We start from the raw sequence: 20,978 nt of genomic DNA, 5'->3' as shown, positions 1-20,978 counted from the left end.
CTATGCGGCTGAAATGTTTAATTGTTGATGATGAATTACCTGCGCAAAAGGTATTAGCGGGATTACTTACTGAGTATTGCCCTTCAGTAACAATTTCGGGTATTGCCCGTTCGGCAGAAGAAGCTCGCCAGTTTTTGCGCAGCCAAAGCATTGATTTATTATTTCTGGATGTAAATATGCCAAATGAAAATGGTTTCGACTTGCTTAATTCTATTGAACAGGAAGGCGTTACGGTAGTTTTTGTAACCGGCAATCAGGAATATGCCTTGCGGGCATTAAAAGCGAGTGCGGCTGATTTTTTGTTAAAACCTGTTGATATTGATGAATTAAAACTTGCGGTAAAAAAAGTATCTGCTTTACATAACCTGAGGGTTCAGAATGTGCAATTAAACACAGACTATATTAATTCGGTAAATATTCTGGCGGATAATTTGCGTAATCAGCAACAAATTTCACGAATTACATTACATCACTTACAGGGATTTAAAATTATTTCTATTAGTGATATTGTTTATCTGGAAGCTGACGGAAACTATACCATATTTCATATGCAGGATGGTGAAAAAATTGTTGTAAGCCGGGGAATGGGGGAATATGAACAATTATTACCCGATGATATATATATCAGAACACATAAGTCATTTATCATAAATCTGCATTTTTTAAAAGAATATTCCACAGTAGACGGTTATTTTGCTATCATGAAAGATGGTGCAAATATTATTGTGAGCCGTCGCAGGGTGGAATTTTTTCTCGATAGCATAAAACTATTCAGCTTACGTTGATTACGCCAATAATGATGCAGAACAAGAATTCACTTATCGACGATTTATGTAAATGGAAGGTTTATTTTATTTGTGCATTCTTCCTTTTCCAAATACCTTATGATTGTTTTGCAGAAAACACAACTCCGCCAACGCTGATAATTACATCATTTACAATTAATAATGTTGAACACAAATATGATTCAGTTTTTCAATTGCAATCGGATGAAAATAATATTCGTATTACCTACGAGGGTGTTGACCTAAGCTTTTCGGGAGATGTAACTTATTTATACCGATTAAAATCTGATGGTGCATGGGATTCCACTAAGGAAACAACCATTAATCTTCCGGCATTAAATGCTGGCAATTATTCGTTTTCAGTAAAGGCAAAAACCTCAACTTCAGACTGGTCGCCGGCGGAGCATATTAATTTTTCTATTGCCAAACCTTTATATGCCAGGTGGTGGTTTATTATTACCATTACGTTGCTGACGGGTGGCAGTATATTTTATTTGGTGTATACAAACAATAAAAAATACTTGATGCGGCAAAAACAAGCCTTCATTATTCAACAAAAAATGAATGATATGGAAAATCAAGCCAAGCAGGCGATGATGAATCCGCATTTTGTATTTAATGCATTAAATTCTATTCAACATTATATGCTGGATAATGATAAACAATCCGCAAACAAATACCTTACAAAGTTCAGTCGCTTAATCAGAATGAACCTCGACCTATCCACTAAAACAGATATCACCTTAGAAGAAGAATTTGAAAAATTAAAACTATATCTGGAAATTGAACAATTGCGTTTTGGCGAAAAACTTACATATGATTTTAATATTAATGCTGAACTGGAAACCGATGAGGTATATATGCCAAGTATGATTTTACAACCTTTTGTGGAAAATGCCATCTGGCATGGTATAATGCCTGCTGATAAAATTGGAAAAATAACAGTAAGTGCGAACAGCATTAATAATGAAAAGCAATTACAAATAACGATTTTAGACAATGGCATCGGCATAACAAATTCTAAAAACATGTCAAAACCCCAAACCCATAACAGCATTGGCATTCAACTAACTGTTGACCGAATTAAATTGTTTAGCAGTCAGCATAACAGCGAAGGTATTGTAACCATTGAAGATGACCTAAAAACAGGAGGAACCTGCGTTACGATTATTTTACCGCTTATTAAAAAATTGAATGATTAGTTTTAAATAAAATAAACATCCGGGTAATAATGCCGAATAAAAAAACCATTTAAATATTAGAATACGCCCTTCATGTTTTAAAAAATACCATATAAAAGAATTCACCTAACATAGTTGTTTATACATTTACTTTTGTTTCAATATCACAAATACCCAAATTGATCACATTATGAAAAACTTGCTTAAACCCATAATACTGGTAATTCCCATGTTGCTTTTAATGGCAACTACAAATTGCCCTAACACCTGTTTAACAGGAATTGTAACATCCACTTCACCCGGATATACCGTATCAATAAACGGCGGTTCAGGAAATTGCACTACCAATGGTTGGCGGGCAGGCAGCTTTCCATCTGAAAATTATTTTGTGCGCTGGATATTTACTGATGGTGGCAATAAGCTAGAAACTACACCTTCCAATGCAGCAAGCCCAAACTGGTCGGTTACTACAACACAATCGGTTGCATTTTTAAATTCAGTTAATACATATGGCGATGATGATGATGCAGGCGTAATGGTTGGTGGTTCCGGAAGTGGTAATTTACCATCAGGATTAAGTGTGAACAGCTATCCTGCATCGCAAAGTAATGTGAATGGTTCACAATTTATTAAAATTACTACCGCACATACTACTAATAAAGCTGCTAAATGTAATCAGGTATTATTAATACTAACCATCAATAATGATATATTGGATAATGGAAGAATTGCCATAACAGAGCCCAATTTACATTTACATTTATTCCATAATGTTGCAGCAAATAAAATTACTTTCCTCAGTCCGGGTCAGGCAAATAAATATTTTTCTTTTGCTATGGTAAATTCCGGTAATAGTTATGCATATAGCAATTTAAGCAAAGTAGCAACCTGGGATATCAATAATAACTTTACAGGCGCAGAAAAAAACGTGTATTGCCTTTTAGATTTAACAGATAATTTTACCAGTAGCAATTTTGAAAAAGTGACCTTTACTGCAATTGTAACAAACACTGCAGATGTACCTTTAAGCGGGGGCACAAACCTCGATAATTATGACCTGTATGTTGGTGCAGCGTTTGATCCTAATAACATAGCCGTAGATAAACCAACATCCAGCACCTGTGGCGCCTCCGGACCGGAAGAATATGAGTATACCATTACATTTCAAAATGTGGGCATTGCGGCAGCATCATCTGTATTTATTAATCTGGAAACAGATAATGCAATTGACCCAAATTCAATTAAGGTTACAGAAGCTGTAATTGGTAATGGAACAAATTTATACCAAAATGAAAAACAGTTATTCAAAAATTGTAATTTCACAAGCACTACCCAAAAGTTTAATTATTCAAAAAATAATATTAAACAAACTAACCCTCAACATAAAGGACAGGTAAAACATAATGTTTCGTTCAGTTTTACAAATATTATGTTAGATGGCACTACCAATCCTGATGTAAAAACTGCTATTGGTTATGTGAAATTTAAAGCCAAAACAAAACTTTCATTTTCAGACATTCATAATCGCGCAGGTATCTTTTTTGACAATAATGAAGAAATAATAACTAATCTGGCGGTTACCAAATGCTTAGATGAATCGCTATCAACAGAAATTGAAAATGGCGGCGATAGTTTACCGGTTGAAACAGACGGGAATTGTCAAAATCCATGGATTTCATGGTTGGGTTGGATTGTAGCAGGATTATTATTAATTTATATCCTTGTTAAAAGAAGTAATAATAAAAAATGAATTGATACTTATTTGATGCTTATAATGGTATTGTTTAGTTTAGCTGCATGAAGTTAAGCACGCTTATTGGTATAATTGCCGGTGTGGTATTTTTATCATCTTGTTTACCACATAACAATAGGCCTGCCTACACCCCGGATGCAGCGGAAATTATTAAATTAAAAAACAACATTGATTCCAATCTGATTCGCAACGATTTTGAAGCCTATATTTCCAATCAATTAATACTGGCGGATATTTATAAAAAATCGGATTCTTTAGCAAGCTGGTTATACTGTTATGATCGGATCATAAAAATAACCAGAGATAATATTTCATTGGATAGTGCTATTGTATATTACAAAGTAGTTAACGATGAAATTTGGCGACTGCCTTCAGACTCAGCAAGCCTGAATAATTTAGCCTGGATTCACCGACAAATTGCGTATGAATTTGGGCCGAAATTACAAAAGTGGCAAACCTGTATTCCATATTATATTGAAGGGATTAATTTAATAGATGCTTCGGATTCGTGGACTGCCGACAAGGCAATTAAATTTTTAAAACCTTGTGGCAGTGCTTATACACGACTTGGTGAACCCCAAAATGCAATTGGTTACTTGAAAAAATGTTATACTATTTGTGCAACAGCAGCTGATACATTAAATATGCTAAAATCGTTAAATGATTTGGGTGTTGCCTATTATGATATTGCACAATACAATGCAGCTTTTGATACTTACACAAAAGCATTTGCATTAAATAAATCAGGTTTGTATTCAGAAGAATACCATGGAACACTTTGTAAATTAATTACCTGGCATATCGACAATAAACAAAGTGATTCTGCAGATTTCTACCTGCAATTATTAAGCGCCTCTTTCCTGCATAAAATTACAGAACCGGATGATTATGGTGATTATTATCTGCAGTTAGCAAAATATTATGCTTTAAACAATCAAAACAAATTTGCCGAAACTAATTTTAATAAAGCTGTGCAAAAATTTTTAGAAAGCCCTGAAAACCGGACCAGGGAAGCTGCCAAGGTAAATATTGAACTAGGTAATTTATTGTTGCAGCAACAAAATTATGAAAAATCCATTGCGGCATTTCATCAGGCATTAACACTTGTAATTCCAAACAGGAATTTTACATCAGAAGCCGCGTTGCAAGATGACTGGCTTTTTCCTGAGAATGTGATTATGGAAGCTTGTTGTGGGAAAGGAGATGCATTTTATCATAAATATTTATTAACCAAAAATGTTGTGGATTTATCAACTGCCATCCACTTTTACGAGAGTGCCCTTAAAACAAGGGGGTTGTTACTGGATAGTTACACTTTACAATCATCAAAAATAAAGTTTGAAGAAAAAACACAGTATCTAATTACCCGATTGGCATCCGCAAAGCTTATTTCAGACAATCTCTAGACATCCTCAATATGCCAAAATAACATTGCAGTAGCAGAAAATTCTTAACTGCATGTTTAACTTCTGCAAAAGAAAAACATCACTTATTACCACTTGCACACACAATACTACCGCTGGTACATTGTATCATTTTACGTAGTTTATCGCTACTACTTTTGGATGCATAAACAAAGGGAGTATGCTGAAAATCCCGAAAGAGTAAGCATTAAAAATAAAATTTAACAACATGAAAAAGTTTTTATTCGTATTAGCAGCAGTTTTAGGCTTAAGCCTTAACGCGCAAATTAATTCTCCTTCAGGAGTAATGGGTATATCAACACCAAATGTGGGCATTGGCACTACATCAACTATTGGTACAATTGGTGTGCATATTTTAGGAGGAATTGGACAGCCTATACCTCAAGGTTTGTACATCCAGCGTGCTGATTTTCCCGCAACCAATCAGGATTGTGCAATGAGCATCCTATTTTCTTCAAATGCATTTACAAGTGCTACAATCGGCGGTGGTTCTGCCAGCTTTTATTTAACACCATCTATTAACACACCTTCGCCTGACATGGCATTTTCAACTAACAATGTGAAACCGCAATTCATTATTAAAAATAGCGGTCGTATTGGTATCGGAACCACAACACCCGGTGATAAATTGGAAATAAATTCAGGAGCAAACGGAAGAAGCGGATTGCGTTTTACTAAATTAACTGCATTAACCGCAACTACTGCTACTCCGGGAGATTTTGCTTGTAATAAGGTTTTATCTGTTGATAATAACGGAGAAGTTATTTTAATCGATTTAAATACCTGTGGTTCTTCTTCACGAATTGGTGCAACAGATGAAACACTTTTAGCGTTACAAAATCAAATTGCAGAAATGCAAGCACAAATTGATGCATTACAATCAATTATTGCAACGAATGTTACTGCTGAAAAAGTGACCATGACAACAAAGCCGGAATTAAAAATTGCGCCAAATCCTGCAAATAAAACAGCTTTGGTATCTTATACGTTACCTGTAAATGCTAAAGTAGCATCATTACAAATTACAAATATGCTCGGTGAAGTTATGCAAGTATATGCATTAGAAAACAATTCCAATACTATCCAAATTAATGTGGCCGGACTTATGGCCGGAACATACATTTATTCAATGGTGGTTGATGGTAGTTTAATTACCGGCAATCAATTAATTGTAACTGAATAATATTCACTATAAAAACACAGCAACCGGGAACATAAATTCCCGGTTGTTTTATTTAGGTAATATTTTTAAAGATGACATTACCATCATTTACATCAACTATTATTTTCGCATCACTTACAACCTCACCCGCCAATATTTTCTTCGACAATTCATTCACCAGTTCTTTTTGAATGGCACGTTTAAGTGGTCTGGCACCAAATTGAGGGTCAAAACCTTCTTCAGCAAGCCAGCTGATAAGTTCTTCAGTAAATTCCAACTGAATTGATCGTTCTTCCAGCATGGCAGCCAATGCTTTTAACTGAATGCGCACAATACCTTTTATTTCATCACGCATCAACGGTTTGAACATAATAATTTCGTCGATACGATTTAAAAATTCAGGCCTAATTGTTTTGCGCAACAATTCCATCACCTCAATTTTTGTTGTTTCGGTAACTGCCAGTAAACTATCTTCGGTAACACCTTCAAATCGCTCCTGAATAATATGCGAACCGATATTGCTGGTCATGATGATAATGGTATTTTTAAAATCTACTGTTCGGCCTTTGTTATCGGTTAAGCGGCCATCATCCAAAACCTGCAATAAAATATTAAATACATCCGGATGTGCTTTTTCGATTTCATCCAGCAAAATAACTGAATAAGGTTTTCTGCGAACGGCTTCGGTTAATTGTCCACCTTCATCATAACCCACATATCCCGGAGGCGCACCAATTAATCTGGAAACAGAATGACGTTCCTGATATTCACTCATATCAATTCTGGTCATAGCCTGTTCATCGTTAAATAAATAAGATGAAATGGCTTTTGCTAATTCTGTTTTTCCCACACCGGTTGTTCCGAGAAAAATAAATGAACCTATTGGTTTTTTCGGGTCCTGTAAACCTGCTCGACTTCTTCTAATTGCATCTGCAACAGCAACAATTGCTTCATCCTGGCCTACCACTCTGTTATGTAATTCAGTTTCGAGACGCAATAATTTCATGCGGTCGCTTTCCAGCATTTTTGTAACAGGAATTCCGGTCCATTTTGCCACGATTTCTGCAATATCTTCAGCATCAACTTCTTCTTTCATTAATCGTTTGCCGGCATCGAGTTTATGTAGTTCAATTTCGTATTCAGATAATAATTTTTCTGTTTCCTTTATTTTGCCATAACGCAATTCTGCAACACGTCCGTAATCACCTTCACGTTCAGCTTGTTCAGCTTGCAATTTAAATTGCTCGATATCAATTTTCTTTTGCTGAATTTTATCTACAATATCTTTTTCCTGCTGCCATTTTGCCTTAATGGTATTACGTTCTTCACTGAGCTCAGCAATATCTTTACCCAACTCTTCTAATTTCCGTTCATCATTTTCGCGTTTAATAGCTTCGCGTTCAATTTCGAGCTGACGAATTTTACGTTCAATTTCATCTAATGCTTCCGGAACTGAATCCATTTCCAAACGCATTTTCGCCGCAGCCTCATCAATTAAATCGATGGCTTTATCCGGTAATTTTCTATCGGTAATATAACGGGAACTTAATTCGACACTGGCAATTATGGCTTCATCTTTAATTCTTACTTTATGGTGATTTTCGTATCGTTCTTTTAATCCCCTTAAAATAGAAACCGCATCTTCAAAACCCGGCTCATCAACCATTACCTTTTGGAAACGGCGTTCCAGCGCTTTATCTTTTTCAAAATATTTTTGATATTCATTTAAAGTAGTTGCACCAATGGCACGCAATTCACCTCTTGCCAATGCAGGTTTTAAAATATTAGCGGCATCCATTGCACCTTCTCCCCCACCACCGGCGCCAACTAAAGTATGAATTTCATCTATAAATAAAATAATCTGACCTTCACTTTGAATTACTTCTTTAATTACTGCTTTTAATCTTTCTTCAAATTCACCTTTATATTTTGCACCAGCAATAAGTGAACCCATGTCCAATGAAAAAATAGTTTTAGATTTTAAGTTTTCAGGAACATCACTATTTACAATACGATGTGCAATACCTTCTGCAATTGCTGTTTTACCAACACCGGGTTCACCAACTAAAATCGGATTATTTTTTGTTCTGCGGGAAAGGATATGTAATACCCGACGAATTTCTTCATCGCGACCAATTACAGGATCTAATTTCCCGCTTTTTGCACGCTCATTTAAATTAATGGCATATTTGTTTAATGCATTTAATTGATTTTCACCACTCTGACTGCTCATGGTGGAACCTTTGCGTAAATCTTTAATTGCAGCTTTTAAATCTTTTTCAGTAACACCCTGCGATTTCAATAATTTACTTACTGCATCATTTGAAGCGAGAATACCTAATAAAATATGTTCAACGGAAACAAACTCATCACCAAATTCCTTTAAATAAGTTTGACTTTTAGCTATAGTTAAATTGGCATCACGTGAAATAAATTCTCCTCCTTTACCGGGCACTTTTGGGAATGCTGCAATTTGCTCATCCAGTTTTTGCTGAATGTACTGCACATTCACATTTAATTTCTTTAACAAATAACCTACTACTTCTTCATCAGCACCTAACAACGCTTTCATGATATGTTCGTTGGTAATTTGCTGATGGTCCATTTGCATGGCCATTTGTTGGGCCTGCTGAACTACTTCCTGCGACTTAATTGTGAAATTTTGCAAATTCATAATACGTTTTTAGTGTTTTAAGTGATATTCAATAACAATTTCCTTACTCAGGAATAATTTGTTGGTTTTAAAATTTTAACATTTAATAATAGTTGTCAAAAAACATACTTGATTGAAAATCAGCGTTTTTTGCGCCAAAATGACCGAAAAACGTATCGTCAAAGGTCAGTTTGGCGGACTCCCCCGATATATAACGCCATTACGTCGCGGTTTAAAACAAGGTGCATGTTAATAACGTGACAATTATCAGTAAAGTTTTTATAAAGTAATACCTACTTTTGTGGAACCTATTGTAAAACAAACAAGCACACACAATGAAACAAACATCTAAGATTTTGTTCGGGATGGCTATATGCTGTACCCTTATTTTACCGGTTAAAGCTCAAGTAGCTATTTGTGAAAACGACTCAACCGGATTAATTCCATTAAATGATTTAGGAACCGGTTATTATGAAGGAAAACAGGGTGGACTGTTTCCCGGAGGTGCTAATGCAGAAGACCCTTTATCACAGCACTATAAAAAAGGTCGCACCTTCGCAAAAAATTTAAAGCCATTAGACAGTCTTGGCAACATCAATTATGATGGCGGTGTAATTTTAATGGGCGGATTTGGTCCATCTATTCCAGGACATTTACTGGATCATTTTGTTCCGATAGTGCGCGATACTGCTGATGATGTTTACAACACAAACATTTGTTTCGACGCCATTAATATGGGTGCCGGTGGCAAGGGTTTAGATTATGCCATTGGTGCTGACTCTACCAAGTATTGGAACAATATGCTTAAAAAAATTGAAGAAAAAGGATATACAGCTGAGCAATTACAGGTTGGCTGGATGTACTTTAACGATAAGTATGACAGCACCGGAACAATGTCGTTTCCGGAAACACCTGAGCGCATTGCTGATGACCTAACATATTATTTAAATGAATTGATGGAACGTTTTCCAAACATCAAAATTATGTTTGTGAGCGGCAGGCATTATGGTGGATATGCAGATACAACACTGGAACAATTTCCTGCTATCAGTGAGCCATCATCTTATTGGAATAATTTCGCAGTTAAATGGTTAATTGAACGTCAAATAAATAATGCTTCTGCCGATTTAAAATATTTTGGCGCAAATGTTAAAGCACCGTTTATAACCTGGGGACCATACTTATGGGCTGATGGTGGAATTCCGCGCGCAACAGATGGCAGATTATACCAATGCGGTGATTTTAGTCCAACTGATGGTTACCACTTAACTGATTCAACTTATGAACGTGATGCGGATTATTTAATGCGTCATATTTATGATTCTCCATTTTCAAAATATTATGTAAAAGATGGTGCTGCATGGTCATCTTGTGTGCCGTATTTAGATTCTATTCACCGCACGCAACCTGATATTCTTGATATTAATCCGATAGGCATTACCTTATATCCAAATCCGGCTACCGAAAATATTAATATATACAGGCATAATGCCCATGGAAAATTGTATGTTGTAGAAATATATAATGATTTAGGACAATTAGTGCATCGTGAAACTACCGGTGGTGTTGAATTCAGCACAGTTACAATTGACATAGCAGAACTCCAAAATGGACTATACACTTTACGGGTTCAAATGGATGATGCAGCAAAAAACGAAAAACGCTGGTACCAGGAACAATTTATTAAACAATAGAACTCATCTCAAAAATAAGTTTGCGTTAGTATTTTCAAGTATTCGCTCTTTAGCCGAGGCGCTTGAAGCGGCCCATACTGGGAGAAGTACGGGCAATTCAAGCAACGAAGGATAAAGAGCGAAGACGCAGAAAAGACGCCAAAGGTATTTTTGAGATGAGTTCTAGTTATTATTGTTATATTTGATTTAATAAAATGATTCAGTTTGTTTAAAATAAACTGAATCATTTTTTTTGTGCTTATTTTTACAAACTCAAACCCGTCAGGCATGCATAAATTGAATCAAAATTTTATCAATTCAAAAAAATTAATGCTCTGTTTATTATTCAGTGCATTTTCGTTAACGCTATTTTCACAAACTGTTAATTGTGAAAACGATTCAACCGGATTAATTCCATTAAATGATTTAGGTACCGGATTTTATTTGGGCTACCAGGGCGGATTATTCCCTTTTGGAGCAAATGCTGAAAACCCTGCTTCCACACATTATAAAAAGGGTAAAAACTTTGCAAAAAATATAAAACCATTAGATAGTTTAGGGAATATTAATTTAGATAGCGGTGCTGTATTAATGGCAGGTTTCGGACCTTCGATTCCGGGGCATTTGATGGATAATTTTGTTGGGTTAGTGCGCGATTCTTTAGAAAATACGTTTAATACCAATCCTTGTTTTGATGCCATTAATTTATGTGCAGGTGGCAAAGGTTTAGATTATGCAATTGGCCCTGAAAGTAATAAATACTGGAACGGACTTGTAGATAAAGTTTATGAAAAAGGATACGATCCTGCGCAGGTTCAAATTGGCTGGATGTATTTCAACGATAAATATGATAGTCTCGCTCCTGCCCCATCATTTCCTGCCACACCACAACAGGTAACTGATGACCTTATTGAATTTTTACATTTATTGATGGACCGCTTTCCAAATATGAAAATTATGTTTGTGAGCGGCAGGCATTATGGTGGTTTCGCAGATCCTTTAAATGAACAATATATTGCTATCTCAGAACCTTCATCTTATTGGAATAATTTTTCTGTAAAATGGCTCATCGAGCGACAAATAAATGGTGATCCGCAATTAAAATATTTTGGCGCCGGAATCGAATCGCCGTTTTTAACATGGGGGCCATACTATTGGACTGATGGTAATATTCCAAGAACTACTGATGGACGCTATTACACTTGTGATGCTTATAGCACAACGGATGGCTACCACTTAACCGATTCAACAAATGCCTTGGATGCCAATTATCTTTTGGAAGTATTATATAGTTCAGTGTTTTCAAAAACGTATGTAAAAAACGGCGTTAATTGGTCCGATTGTGTGCTTTATAATGATAGTATTTTCCGTACACAACCTGAAAATTTTATAATGAGCAATTCAGGAATAACACTTTATCCAAATCCTGCCACTGAAAATATTTATATCTACAGACCTAGTGTTAGTGGCAAATTATATGCTGTAGAAATTTATAATAATCTTGGCCAACTCGTACAACAAGAAACTTCAGACGGTATATCCGTCAATTCAATTCCTATCGACGTAGCCGATTTAAAATCCGGTGTTTATCTGTTACGAACAAAAATGGATGACCCTGTTACCGGCGAGGTACGATGGTTTCAGGAGCAATTTATTAAACAATAATTGAAAAGCCGATTTTAAAAAATCGGCTTTTTTTTATTCCAAATTTTGTATATTTACTTTAGTAAGCGATAGAAAAGAATCCCTTATTTACATTTTTTTTGTTTTTTTTAATTAATCAGGTTATCTGCAAAATGGAATAATATTTCATTTAATATGTCATCCAGCATAGGCAGATAATTATTTTTTACACATTTTAAAATTGAAAACATGAACACAATCATTTCTTTTTCAACGCGTTGTATATTTATTTTACTGCTCATCTGCTCTACCGGTAAAATAAATGCCCAAACCAGTAATTGCGAAAACGATTCCACCGGCTTAATTCCGCTTAACGATTTAGGCGCCGGCTTTTACGAAGGTTTTCAGGGTGGTTTATTCCCATTTGGCTCAAATGCCGAAAACCCGGCTTCTACCCATTATAAAAAGGGTAAAACGTATGCTAAAAACATAAAACCCCTCGATACGCTGGGCAATATCAATTATGAAGATGGCAGAATAGTGATGGGTGGATTCGGACCTTCAATTCCGGGGCAGTTAATGACCCAGTTTTTAGGATTTGTCCGCGATACCCTTGATACCGAATTTAAAACAAACCCCTGCTTTGCTGCATTAAATTTATGTGTTGGCGGTAAAGGTTTAGATGCTGCTATCGGTGCAACACGGGCAACATATTGGGAGACTATTGTGGAAGAAATTGAAGAAAAACATTATTCTCCGTTGCAGGTGCAGGTAGGTTGGATGTATTTTAATGATAAATATGATTCACTCGCTCCGGAACCGACATTCCCTGAAAGTCCGGAAGCAGTAACAGATAGACTTGTCCTTTTTCTACAATATATGATGGATTATTTTCCAAATATGAAAATTGTGTTTGTTAGCGGAAGACATTATGGTGGATTTGCAGATACTTTGAACGAACAATATAGTGCCATCGCCGAACCTTCTTCTTATTGGAATAATTTTTCAGTAAAATGGTTAATTGAACGTCAAATTAATGGAGATCCGGCATTAAAATATTTTGGTGCAGGTATTCGTACACCTTTTGTTACCTGGGGACCTTATTACTGGGCTGACGGAAATATTCCGAGAACAACGGATGGTCGCTTATATACTTGTGATGATTTTGGACCCTTGGATGGATATCATTTATCAAATCCTGCGTATATTGATGATGCACATTACTTAATGAGTTCAATGTACACATCTGTTTTTTCAAAAAATTATGTGAAAGATGGCCTGGCGTGGACTGCCTGTGGTGCTGAGCCGGAGGAGCCGCTAAAACCTGAGGAGATGCAGGTTTCGATTAACCCTAATGGTTTAACATTATACCCAAATCCCGCAAATGAAAATTTATTTATTTATCGTCATAACGCGACAGGGAAATTAAATCAAATTGAAATTTATGATGCGTTAGGACAATTAAAATATATTGAAAATGCAGGTGGCAGTTGTAATAATAATATTTCAATTGATATTTCAGGTCTGGCTCCGGGTATATATACTTTGCAAACAAAAATTGAAAGTAGCGAAACAGGTGCAATAACATTTTTGCAAGAACAATTTGTCAAAATATAAATAATCAAATTCTAATAAAAAAGTGGTTGTGACAAACACAGCCACTTTTTTAATGTTATAGAAAATTCAGCGGCCGGTTTTTTTTGACAGGTGTGTAATTTTCAAATAATCTTTTTATCTTTAATTAAATCTTTTCAAATGGGCATGCTACTTAAAAATTATATCCTGATAAATAGTGTTTTACTGCTATGTTTAATTACATCCTGCCAAAACGAACCGGTACCTGAAACACCAGAGGCTGAATTCAGAGGTGTGATTATTAGCACAACCTTATTGCACGCATGGACCACCACGCAAACTGATTCAGCACTTGCATCTTACGACCCTGATTTGCTTACATATCCAAATGACTATGCGATTGAAATTTATCGCGTTGTTTATAAAACAATTGATGCCAATGGTGAAGAAACACAGGCATCAGGCGCTGTGATAATTCCGGTTGATGGTGATGGCAGATATCCTTTATGCAGTTATGAGCATGGAACAGTATTAAACAGATTTGATGTTCCAAGTTACGAAAGTGATGAATTAATACTCGGTATTTTATTTGGTTGTGCTGGATATGTTATGAGCTTGCCCGACTATATCGGTTTAGGTGATTCTCCGGGGCGACATTTATATTGTCACGCAGCAACGGAAGCTTCCGCAAGTATTGATTTATTAAAAGCTGCAAAAACCATAAGTGCATCACGCGATGTAGCTTTAAATGACCAGTTATTTATTTTCGGCTATTCGCAGGGCGGACATGCTGCCATGGCTTTAACCAAAGAAATTCAATTAAATTATGCCGAGGAATTTACCATAACCGCCAGCGCACCAATGAGTGGACCTTATGATATGGATGGTGCGCAAACAGATTATGTATTGGCAGATGAACCTTATGGTGCTCCGTTTTATTTACCTTATTTGATGTTTGCTTATAATGAAGTTTATCAAATGTATGATAGCCCTTCCGATTACTTAATTGCCCCATACGACACGTTGCTGCCACCACTTTTTGATGGCAATCACGAAGGCTGGGAAGTAGACGCAGTAATGCCTTCCATCCCTAAACAAATAATTAAACCTGAAGTGTTGGACGATTTTATTAATAATCCGGAAAATCCGTTCCGAATTGCATTAGTTGATAATGATTTAACCGGATGGACACCAACTGTTCCCATTACCATGTATTATTGCGGAGGTGATGAATTGGTGAATTATCAAAATGCCATTAATGCTCAGGATGCATTTATTTTAAATGGCTCCACTACAACATCATTGTATGAACCATCACCATCTGCATCCCACACCGATTGTGCGGAACCCTGTTTTATTTTTGCGAATATCTGGTTTGGATCGCTGAAATCAGAGTAATAAAATATAAAAATCTATAAACCGATTATTGCAAAATAATCGGTTTATTTTTTCTTTAAAAATTCAGTTCTTAATACCACAACAGAACCCTCAACCTTACCTTCAATTAATTCTTCATCATCCGTAAGGCGAATTTTTTTTACGATTGTTCCCTGTTTAATGGTTATAGATGAACCCTTTACTTTTAAGGTTTTTACTACCATTACAGTATCACCATCTTGTAATACCGCGCCGTTGCTGTCTTTAACTACTAATTCTTCCATAAAATCAATTTTCGCTGCAAAGCTATACTAATTTTTTAGTTTACCACTTACCCTTGTAAGCAGGGATACCGTTTACATCTTCTTCTGACGCAGGCTTAATACTAATTGCACAACCACCACCCGGAGCAAGCGGAATTTGCAGCAGTTGATTACTTTTCACCACAAATTTTTTAATCTGATAAGCTTTGGGATTCATTTGCCAATCTGCATCTGCACCATCAGCATAAATGGTGGCGATATATAATTTATTATTATCCAGAAAACTTAAATTTACCGAAGCCATTCGTTTATTTTCATCGGTTATTGCCCCAACAAACCATGTGCTGCTGTTTTTTGCTTTACGCGCAACTGTGATGTAATCGCCCGGTTCGGCTTCCAGATATTTTGAATCTTGCCAGTCCACAGCAACATCTTTTATAAATTGAAATGCATCAGGATATTTCAAATAATTTTCCGGCAAATCGGCGGCCATTTGTAATGGTGAATACATAGTAACATAAAGGGCAAGTTGCTTGGCCAAAGTTGTATGCACCTGCTCTTTAGCGCCGGGTTTATAATAGTCCATTTTAATTTCAAAAATGCCCGGTGTATAATCCATTGGTCCGCCCATTAATCGCGTAAACGGCAAAATTGTTTCATGCTCAGGCGGGTTGCCCTGACTCCATGCATTAAACTCATTACCACGCGCTGCTTCACAAGCCAGCCAGTTCGGATAGGTGCGATGTAAACCGGTAGGCCGCACAGGTTCATGTGCATCAACCATCAAATGATTTTTTGCCATTTGTTGCGCAACATAAACATAATGGTTTACCATCCACTGACCATCGTGATATTCACCACGCGGAATAATTCTGCCGACATATCCGGTTTTAACTGCTGTATAACCATATTGTTTCATAAATGCCATGGCTTCCTGCAATCTGCGTTCATAATTTGTAACTGATGCAGACGTTTCATGATGCATGATCAATCGAACATTTTTTGATGCAGCATATTGTTGTAATTCAAAAACATTAAAATCGGGATAAGGTGTTACAAAATCAAATACATTTTCTTTCCATTTTCCAAACCAATCCTCCCAGCCAATATTCCAGCCTTCAATTAATACTGCATCAATACCATTGGCAGCTGCAAAATCAATACAATATTTTGTGCGTTCGGTAGTTGCGCCATGTATACCATTTGGGGGCAGGTTTTTCCAATCAGTACCTTCCAGACTAATATTATTTACATCCGAATAATTCCACGATTTTACACCTACATGCATATCCCACCAAATGCCAATAAATTTCATTGGTTTTATCCATGATACATCATCAAATGCAGCAGGTTCGTTTAAATTTAAAATTAATTTCGATGCAAGAATATCTACAGCTTTATCACTCACAACAATAGTTCGCCATGGTGTTTTGCAGGGTGAAGTCATATACACTTTATTGCCAACAGCATCCGGCACCAACGCAGCGCTGAGCGTATTTGTAGCTGCATCTACTTTAATTTGCATAGCCGAATAATTTACTAAAGCAGCTTCATGAATATTGATGTATAATCCACCATCCGTTTTCATCATTAAAGGTGTTTGCACATAATTTTTTCCGGTAGGTGTGCGTGTAGCAATTTCTGTATATCTATTTGAAACAGTTACCGCATCAATATCACTTAATTTGCTTTTTGTGTAAGGATATTCATTGGTATCATAATCGCCGGGAATCCAAAATGCGGTGTGGTTGCCACTTAATTTAAATTCAGTTAATTCATCAGCAATAATAAAATATTTTAATTCCGGCTGATGCGGAAATTCATATCTAAACCCTAAACCATCATCAAACAAACGAAACACAATATACATTTGCACTTTTGTGGTGGTTTGACGAACATGATAAATTAATTCAGTATAATTATTTCTTATCGTAGCCACTTCTCCCCAAACAGGTTGCCACGATGTATCAACATGATTTACCGTTTCATACAACAAAACAAAATCTCGATCCAAGGGTACGGCATCCTTAAGCGTAAACCCCAATTTTGAGTTTTGAATTACTGCACCTGCGTTATGCAAAAGGTCATAATGAATAACACCTTTATCATCAATTCCCACCATTAGTGTCAGATTTTTTGATGGCGACTGAATAGTAGTTCCAAAGGCAGAAACGCCTGCCAACAGGCAAAAAGCCAGCGTAATAATATACGATTTCATAAAGTAAAATTACGGAAAATGAGATTACCTTGCATTAAAAAACAGTCGGCGAGATTCGCAATTGCTCATTAATTCCTGATAGTAACCGGGATACTTACGCTCCAATTGATGATAATAAGCGTTTTTATCGAAAATTTCTTTATCCTCCATATCTGACAGATATACCTCACCTTTTAAGTATGTCAAACGGTTTTTTTCACATTTTCCGGCAAAAAGTAATGCCAATGCAGAAAATTGTTTACTCTTACTGGTAGATTTAGCTTTTAAATAATACATTTTGGCAATATTACAATTGTAATATTCATCCATATCTTCAAGTTTGCTATCTTTTAAATACCTGCTACCACCAAACAAACGCCGCATCATCCAGCTATTGCCATAACTGGTCATGTTGTAGTAACAATTAGCCACCAAAAAATTATAATAATCCCGGTCCTTATTATTTACATTATTTGCCTTTTTAGTATATAACATTAAAGTTTCAAGTAATTCTGCTTTTGTATAGTGCATGGTATCATTTTTAATCAAACCAATATCAAAGGGATTTACATAAAAGTCAACATTTTCATAATTTTGGGCAGTAGTCCAATAGTTATCCGGTATAGATTTAAAGTAATAATGCGCCTTTTCCAGTTCATTAATACGCATGTATTTCATGCCTACTAAATCATAAAAATCATATTTGTTTTTTTCAACATTCGCATATAGCCAATTTCCAAATGCTGAGGTATCCTTGCGATTTTCAATGGCATAAATGATATTTTTAATTTGTTGTTTCGAGTATTGTGCATCCAAATAATATAAATAAGTAAGATAATAACCTTCCTCATTTTTTAATCGTTTAGTCGCTTTCCAAAAGGCGTTTGGATTTTCCCACTTGTCTTGCAAATTTATGTGCGACATTATTAAAACAGCCTCTGTTGTATTGCCATCAAATTCAAGTAACCGCGCCAGCCCGAACAAATATTTGTAATCTTGATTTTCAAGCTGTCTTTCAATTAAAGGCTGCATTTTACCTGTAATTACCGGCTTCCCGGTAGTTTGCAAACCGACAAGTACATATAATTTTAATTTTTCAAACTGCTCAAATAATTGTGTGGTATCCGATAAACTTTTGGTTGCATTCGCAATAGACAGCTCAGCACCGGTGTAATCACCTGTCATAAATTGTAAATATGCTTTCGAAAACTGCCATGCATATTTATCGTGTACCTTATTAAAATCAGTTACTCTAACAAAATCCAACATTTGTTTTGCATAAGCCTTATCATTTTGCAAACTTCTCCACCCATAATCAGCAATGGAGTCTGCCCAGTAATCGTTTGAAATATCAAAGCGGGGTTTATAATTAAAAAAATATGGCGTATAAATCCAAAATTCAAGCTTATTAATTTCCCTTAATAGAATAAATGTTAATGCATCATCATCTGGGTCATTATTATACATTTTTTTTATCTCCTGCAAACTATAGCCCGGATTGCGCAAAGCGTACATCAGATACACTGCATTTCTTTCTTCCGGTGTTTTTGCGAGTTGCAAAACTGACGATTGCGGACATGTTCTATCAAAAGTGCCAATTACCGGTAATCGTTTTTCTGGCGCATTTTTAAATGATAATGCAGCATAAAAATTTGATTCAATATCATTATTTGTGCTTTTTGCATAATAGTGCATTGCCCAGTAATCAATTAAATCCCGGCTTTTATTAGCTCGAAAGTAATCATCAAAAATTTGAGCAACCTTATTTGAATCTGAATAATTAAATGCGCTGCGTAATCCCAAAAAAGCATATCTTTTTTTTATATCAGCATCGGTTGCCAAACCACTTTTCCTTAAACATTCATCAATCCAACCACTCAATGGTTCTCTCATTGAACTACCGGTTCGTTCCCATGGGTCATAAAACACACCGGGAAAAGCTTCATATTCGGCAAGAAATTTTAAATAGTTAAGTGCTGCCGTATCATGTTCATATAAATAGGTAATAAAACTATTATCTGTAATATTAGATTTGAATATCTTTATATTTTCATACAATGCATAATTAATTTCCTCGTAGGTAGGGATATTATTACAACGGTTTTGCCACCAAATTATATTAGGGTTCAAACTTTCACCTTCGTATAAATATTGGTCATAACTATTTTTACCTTCGTAATAATAATGACCGGATAAATTAAATGCATTAAATCCATAACATTTAAAAATTTCCGGTTTCAACATATTGAACCTTATATCTTCACCATTGGGAAAATATGGCCCGCATGCATATAATGAACCGCAAATACTATTTAAAAGAATCGTAAAAACGATTAATATTTTCCTGATCATAAGCACTTATGGTATTTTTATCTAAATGAAAAAGCGACACCGTAATCGAGTCCTTTAAATTTACCGCATCGGCAATTAATTGGATTGCGTCATCCAGCAACTTTTGGTCAATATCTTCAATTTTAATTTTATCACCCCCACGCAAAAATTTATCACCAACTATCACATCTTTATTAACTTCATACCAATGAGGTTTAATTTGGTGAACATAAGGTTGCAGTTCACTAAGTGGAGTTGTCAGCAAACCTTCCAATTGGTTATTCTGATATAAAAACTGATACGAAAAAATTGGAAGTGCAATGTCCATTGGCAAAGGGTATTTGTCCACCAAATCCAAATAAGCTTTTAACTCCACCAAATCAAGAATAGAATTTTTATCCTCTTCCTTCAACGGTTCCAATAAATTGTAACACATTAACATAACACGATCTACCGGTGGCACACCCATTATATCCTGATAGGCATAAGGATATAAACGTAAGGTGCAACTTAACAAAGTACTGCTAGCGCGTTTTTTTATTTCTGTCAATAAATAAAAATAATTATCCCTGCTTTTTGGCGTCCAGTCACAATCAATTTGAAAACATTTAAAATAGCTATAATTGAGTGTATATCGGTTATCTGTCCAATATTTATTTATCAAATAAATAATATTACCGGCAAGTGTATCCAGTGCTGTTTTATTTAAATGTAATACAACATTATTTTGTATATAAACAGTTGGAATAATTTCCACATTTTGCAGGCAAGTGTCAACCTGAAGTCGCTTCTCCGCACTCAGCCCTATTGCACTATAGTTAAATTTCAGTTTTGATTTTGCAACAGGTGCTGCATCCCAAACAGAATCTTCTGCAACTTCAAAAAATTTTACATAACAAGTTTGAATCTGAGCATCAGCAATAAAAGCCGCCTCATTAACATTTAATTCATTTTGATTATTTTTCCAATAATACATTCCCC

At 35.6% G+C, this 20,978-nt stretch carries 14 protein-coding genes; 9 read left to right on the top strand and 5 right to left on the bottom strand.

Features of this window, described 5'->3' with window-relative positions; translation table 11 throughout:
* The first annotated feature begins 2 nt into the window (after positions 1 to 2).
* The 5 genes from IPI65_08060 to IPI65_08040 all read left to right on the top strand — a co-directional run bounded on the left by IPI65_08060 (position 3) and on the right by IPI65_08040 (position 6,326).
* Positions 3 to 785 (top strand): response regulator transcription factor, encoded by a 783-nt coding sequence (locus tag IPI65_08060; GenBank protein ID MBK7441470.1) that lies wholly within the window; start codon positions 3 to 5, stop codon positions 783 to 785.
* Between the two features lie 11 nt (positions 786 to 796).
* Entirely contained in the window at positions 797 to 1,987 is a 1,191-nt protein-coding gene (locus IPI65_08055; protein MBK7441469.1) for a histidine kinase, read from the top strand.
* Positions 1,988 to 2,156: 169 nt separating this feature from the next.
* Positions 2,157 to 3,716, top strand: coding sequence for a hypothetical protein (locus IPI65_08050; protein ID MBK7441468.1), 1,560 nt, complete (start codon positions 2,157 to 2,159; stop codon positions 3,714 to 3,716).
* Between the two features lie 47 nt (positions 3,717 to 3,763).
* A complete protein-coding gene (locus IPI65_08045) occupies positions 3,764 to 5,125 on the top strand; it encodes a tetratricopeptide repeat protein (protein ID MBK7441467.1) in 1,362 nt (453 codons plus the stop codon).
* A 226-nt stretch (positions 5,126 to 5,351) separates the two neighbouring features.
* Complete coding sequence (locus IPI65_08040; protein ID MBK7441466.1) at positions 5,352 to 6,326, top strand: T9SS type A sorting domain-containing protein; 975 nt, start codon at positions 5,352 to 5,354, stop codon at positions 6,324 to 6,326.
* A 52-nt stretch (positions 6,327 to 6,378) separates the two neighbouring features.
* On the opposite strand, the gene clpB is transcribed toward IPI65_08040, so the two are convergent.
* Entirely contained in the window at positions 6,379 to 8,979 is a 2,601-nt protein-coding gene (gene clpB / locus IPI65_08035; GenBank protein MBK7441465.1) for an ATP-dependent chaperone ClpB, read from the bottom strand.
* Positions 8,980 to 9,293: 314 nt separating this feature from the next.
* Between clpB and IPI65_08030 the strand changes: the two genes are divergently transcribed.
* The 4 genes from IPI65_08030 (at position 9,294) to IPI65_08015 (ending at position 15,227) form a co-directional block, all read left to right on the top strand.
* A complete protein-coding gene (locus IPI65_08030) occupies positions 9,294 to 10,652 on the top strand; it encodes a T9SS type A sorting domain-containing protein (GenBank protein ID MBK7441464.1) in 1,359 nt (452 codons plus the stop codon).
* 309 nt (positions 10,653 to 10,961) lie between these two features.
* Positions 10,962 to 12,296 (top strand): T9SS type A sorting domain-containing protein, encoded by a 1,335-nt coding sequence (locus tag IPI65_08025; GenBank protein ID MBK7441463.1) that lies wholly within the window; start codon positions 10,962 to 10,964, stop codon positions 12,294 to 12,296.
* A gap of 207 nt (positions 12,297 to 12,503) precedes the next feature.
* Positions 12,504 to 13,871: a T9SS type A sorting domain-containing protein gene (locus IPI65_08020; protein MBK7441462.1), complete on the top strand. Its 1,368-nt coding sequence runs from the start codon at positions 12,504 to 12,506 to the stop codon at positions 13,869 to 13,871.
* Positions 13,872 to 14,009: 138 nt separating this feature from the next.
* Positions 14,010 to 15,227 (top strand): hypothetical protein, encoded by a 1,218-nt coding sequence (locus IPI65_08015; GenBank protein ID MBK7441461.1) that lies wholly within the window; start codon positions 14,010 to 14,012, stop codon positions 15,225 to 15,227.
* A 44-nt stretch (positions 15,228 to 15,271) separates the two neighbouring features.
* Here the strand turns inward: IPI65_08015 and IPI65_08010 are convergent, their stop codons facing one another.
* Genes IPI65_08010 through IPI65_07995 form a run of 4 tightly spaced genes read right to left on the bottom strand, consistent with a single transcriptional unit; the run spans position 15,272 to position 20,973 of the window.
* Complete coding sequence (locus IPI65_08010; GenBank protein ID MBK7441460.1) at positions 15,272 to 15,490, bottom strand: alkylphosphonate utilization protein; 219 nt, start codon at positions 15,488 to 15,490, stop codon at positions 15,272 to 15,274.
* Between the two features lie 40 nt (positions 15,491 to 15,530).
* Positions 15,531 to 17,687 carry a glycoside hydrolase family 97 protein gene (locus IPI65_08005; protein MBK7441459.1) on the bottom strand — a complete coding sequence of 719 codons (2,157 nt, stop codon included), beginning with the start codon at positions 17,685 to 17,687 and terminating at the stop codon, positions 15,531 to 15,533.
* 24 nt (positions 17,688 to 17,711) lie between these two features.
* Positions 17,712 to 20,018 (bottom strand): hypothetical protein, encoded by a 2,307-nt coding sequence (locus tag IPI65_08000; GenBank protein MBK7441458.1) that lies wholly within the window; start codon positions 20,016 to 20,018, stop codon positions 17,712 to 17,714.
* On the bottom strand, positions 19,975 to 20,973 hold the full coding sequence (locus IPI65_07995; protein MBK7441457.1) for a hypothetical protein: 999 nt from the start codon (positions 20,971 to 20,973) through the stop codon (positions 19,975 to 19,977). The genes IPI65_08000 and IPI65_07995 overlap by 44 nt, the downstream gene beginning before the upstream one ends.
* Between the last annotated feature and the right edge of the window lie 5 nt (positions 20,974 to 20,978).

This window comes from Bacteroidota bacterium (assembly GCA_016706255.1).
Lineage (GTDB): Bacteria > Bacteroidota > Bacteroidia > Chitinophagales > BACL12 > UBA7236.
Note: the sequence above shows the minus strand (reverse complement) of the source record. Positions and strands in the feature narration are given on the sequence as shown.

What these genes read in the sequence shown, in the direction of transcription:
- IPI65_08040 (MBK7441466.1), top strand. Translation starts at nt 5,352, where the DNA reads ATGAAAAAGTTTTTATTCGTATTAGCAGCAGTTTTAGGCTTAAGCCTT.
- IPI65_08060 (MBK7441470.1), top strand. Translation starts at nt 3, where the DNA reads ATGCGGCTGAAATGTTTAATTGTTGATGATGAATTACCTGCGCAAAAG.
- IPI65_08045 (MBK7441467.1), top strand. Translation starts at nt 3,764, where the DNA reads ATGAAGTTAAGCACGCTTATTGGTATAATTGCCGGTGTGGTATTTTTA.
- IPI65_08015 (MBK7441461.1), top strand. Translation starts at nt 14,010, where the DNA reads ATGGGCATGCTACTTAAAAATTATATCCTGATAAATAGTGTTTTACTG.
- IPI65_08030 (MBK7441464.1), top strand. Translation starts at nt 9,294, where the DNA reads ATGAAACAAACATCTAAGATTTTGTTCGGGATGGCTATATGCTGTACC.
- IPI65_08005 (MBK7441459.1), bottom strand. Translation starts at nt 17,687, where the DNA reads ATGAAATCGTATATTATTACGCTGGCTTTTTGCCTGTTGGCAGGCGTT.
- IPI65_08050 (MBK7441468.1), top strand. Translation starts at nt 2,157, where the DNA reads ATGAAAAACTTGCTTAAACCCATAATACTGGTAATTCCCATGTTGCTT.
- IPI65_08000 (MBK7441458.1), bottom strand. Translation starts at nt 20,018, where the DNA reads ATGATCAGGAAAATATTAATCGTTTTTACGATTCTTTTAAATAGTATT.
- IPI65_07995 (MBK7441457.1), bottom strand. Translation starts at nt 20,973, where the DNA reads ATGTATTATTGGAAAAATAATCAAAATGAATTAAATGTTAATGAGGCG.
- IPI65_08020 (MBK7441462.1), top strand. Translation starts at nt 12,504, where the DNA reads ATGAACACAATCATTTCTTTTTCAACGCGTTGTATATTTATTTTACTG.
- IPI65_08010 (MBK7441460.1), bottom strand. Translation starts at nt 15,490, where the DNA reads ATGGAAGAATTAGTAGTTAAAGACAGCAACGGCGCGGTATTACAAGAT.
- IPI65_08055 (MBK7441469.1), top strand. Translation starts at nt 797, where the DNA reads ATGATGCAGAACAAGAATTCACTTATCGACGATTTATGTAAATGGAAG.
- IPI65_08025 (MBK7441463.1), top strand. Translation starts at nt 10,962, where the DNA reads ATGCTCTGTTTATTATTCAGTGCATTTTCGTTAACGCTATTTTCACAA.
- clpB (MBK7441465.1), bottom strand. Translation starts at nt 8,979, where the DNA reads ATGAATTTGCAAAATTTCACAATTAAGTCGCAGGAAGTAGTTCAGCAG.